The 2,882-nt window shown below is 39.9% G+C and carries 2 protein-coding genes; one reads left to right on the forward strand and one right to left on the reverse strand.

The annotated features are described in order from the left end of the window. Window positions 1-391 precede the first annotated feature (391 nt). Window positions 392-982 (reverse strand): TetR/AcrR family transcriptional regulator, encoded by a 591-nt coding sequence (locus Q0954_RS33530; protein WP_299466310.1) that lies wholly within the window; start codon window positions 980-982, stop codon window positions 392-394. A gap of 355 nt (window positions 983-1,337) precedes the next feature. Here Q0954_RS33530 and Q0954_RS33535 point away from each other — a divergent pair, with 355 nt between their 5' ends. Beyond that, complete coding sequence (locus Q0954_RS33535; RefSeq protein ID WP_299466313.1) at window positions 1,338-2,333, forward strand: membrane dipeptidase; 996 nt, start codon at window positions 1,338-1,340, stop codon at window positions 2,331-2,333. Window positions 2,334-2,882 lie beyond the last annotated feature (549 nt).

The raw sequence follows: 2,882 nt of genomic DNA on the forward strand, positions 1-2,882 counted from the left end.
ATTTCTTTTGTGACATATCCTTTTGGATGCTAATATAAAAACTATACCCTAATAACCAAAGTTGAAGTAACACTAGTGCACTGGGAACTAAATTACTCACATATTCTTTGGCGACTTACTTAATCCCCAATGCACTAGGTTTTTACACCTTAGCCTGGCAGTTTCCCCCCACTTCGCAGCAGGCTTACTCTTAACATCTCAACCTTTAATACTTGTAGTTTGCGGCTTTTCGCTTACTACCTTTTCAGACTATTATAGTTTTTTGGTCGATTAATGGATAAAAAATTTTGCGCAAAGCTAGTAAAAAAATCAAATTTATAGACCTTTTTGGTTTTTTGGTCGAATATTTAACAAAACAAAGGGCTGTACTGCTTATCAAGCATAAAACAAGCTACTTTCGCCGTTTGATTCCATGGTAAAACATGTCAATCATTTTCGCCGCTTTTTCTTCCAAGTTGGGGTATTGTTCAAACAACACCAAGTGGGTTTCTATGCCTTTCATAGCTGCCGACATTACTACCGCAAACCATTCTATGTCTTCGCTGCTTAACTCAATTTCGTTGTTTTCAACCCCTTCAGTCAATATTTGAGTCAAAAAATCTAACTCAAAATGGTTGAACTTTTTACGCAACTCATACATCATGCCCATTTGGTCTGACAACTCACTAAACACAATCTGATATAGATTTACCTTTTCTTTCAGTTTTTGCAAATGAGTAATACAGTACAGCTTTAGCCGGGTTTGCACATCGGTTGCCTGCCTGGTCAATTCCTTAAGCTCTTTGTGCAATTGTTCGGTTTCTTGTTTTACTACTGCTTCAAAAATCTCATCTTTGCTTTTGAAGTAATAGTACAACGTACTTTTACCCTTACCTGCAGCCTTGGCTATTTCTTCCATGGTGGTTTTTTTTAACCCATAACGTTGAAACAGTTTTTTGGCTTTTTGCAATATAAATTCTTGTATTTCTTCATCTTTTTGCATCAGGTAGTAGGTTTTAATTTTCAATCAGACTTATAGACTAATTTCGTATTACAGTCCAAAAGTACAACTTAGTTTTATTATATACAAAACCTTTGGTGTTTTTTTTATCTGTGTGTCTGGTAGGTTTGCTCTAAAAACCAGTCTAAACACAAATGCTTTAAACTGCTAACTATCCAGCCCTGGCCTATTTGTTTTGTTTATTTACTAGCAATTTTCTCAAGAATAAATTCAACTCCAAAACGCAACTAATGACTTAATTTTCACGCTCTTTAATTAAATCTTTTTACTTTCGGACGAAATCTTTTAACTTTCGTCTTATATAAAAAAACTTGGTCTAAATAAATTGCTCAACAAAATGCTTCCAATATTTGACTTGCATTGTGACTTATTGTCTTATTTGTCTGAAAACTCCCAAAGAACCCACAACGATGCTGAGATTGGGTGTGCTTTGCCTCACTTGCAACAGGGCAAGGTAAAAGTACAAACATTGGCAATTTATAGTCCTACTGCAGCCGGAAGTACCCAAATGGCCGCTCGTGAGTGTGCAGTATACCAACAACTGTTGGAAAAACACAGCCAACAGTTTGCTCCAGCACATACCCTAGAACAAATCAAAGCAGTTTTTAATGATGTATCGAGGGTGGGTATTGTAGCTTCTATTGAAAACGCTTCAGGGTTTTGCGAAGAAGACGAACCTTTAGCACACGGACTGGCTCGTTTAGACAAAATGTATGAGCAACTGGGCAGGGTATTATATATTAGCCTTACCCACCACCACGAAAACCGCTTTGGCGGAGGCAATAAAAGCGAAGCTGGGCTCAAAAAAGATGGTAAAGCATTGCTGGAGCACCTTGCCGAACACCACCCCGAAACAGCCATTGACCTCTCGCATACCAGTGACGACCTGGCATATGACATATTTAAGTTTATCGACCGCCAAAAACTGAACTTACCCATCATTGCCAGCCACTCTAACTTTAGAACCATCTGGGACAATCCGCGCAACTTACCCGATGAGTATGTACAGGAAATAGTACAGCGTGATGGCATTATAGGCATTAATTTTTTGCGGGCGTATATACACGACACCCAACCTGCCAAGTTATTACACCATATTTTATATGGAATCAACCAACAGGCACACCGCCACCTGGCTTATGGTGCCGATTTCTTTTTTACAGATGACCATCCCGACGAAAGTCGCGTACCTTTCTTTTTTCCTGCCCACGAAAACTCCAGCAAATACCCTGAAATTAACCAAGAATTACGTGATTATATCTCACGCCAAGATATTGACGCCTTGAGCTATGGCAATGTAATGACGTTTTTGGAGAAGACCTGGAAGTTCTGATTAGTCAAAAGTCAAGAGTCTGTAGTTAGGAGATTTTTGCTGTTTACTGAGCTCTTATTAGTTAGAAGTTTAGTCTGTAGCTTCTACAGCTTTTAGCAACAAGAGTATGACTCCTACCTCTCGTGAAGGTCTTACCGCAGGGTGACCTGAGCAACGCTCACCCAAAACTTGAAAAACAACTTGTGTACAAACTTTAGGATAAGCAAGTGTGTTGGTCTGGCGGAAGCCTTAAGACCAACACGGGAAGTTGTTTTTTGGGGTTGAGTTTGTATTCGTTGCCCCAACGTAGCAAATTCAACTCAAAACCCTACCTCTCGTGAAGGTCTTACCGCAGGGTGACCTGAGCAACGCTCACCCAAAACTTGAAAAACAACTTGTGTACAAACTTTAGGATAGCAAGTGTGTTGGTCTGGCGGAAGCCTTAAGACCAACACGGGAAAGTTGTTTTTTGGGGTTGAGTTTGTATTCGTTGCCCCAACGTAGCAAATTCAACTCAAAACCCTACCTCTCGTGAAGGTCTTACCGCAGGGTGACCTGAGCAACGCTCAC

It is taken from the genome of uncultured Microscilla sp. (assembly GCF_947493425.1).
Lineage (GTDB): Bacteria > Bacteroidota > Bacteroidia > Cytophagales > Microscillaceae > Microscilla.

Coding starts and splice junctions, on each gene's coding strand:
- Q0954_RS33530 (WP_299466310.1), bottom strand. CDS start 982: ATGCAAAAAGATGAAGAAATACAAGAATTTATATTGCAAAAAGCCAAA.
- Q0954_RS33535 (WP_299466313.1), top strand. CDS start 1,338: ATGCTTCCAATATTTGACTTGCATTGTGACTTATTGTCTTATTTGTCT.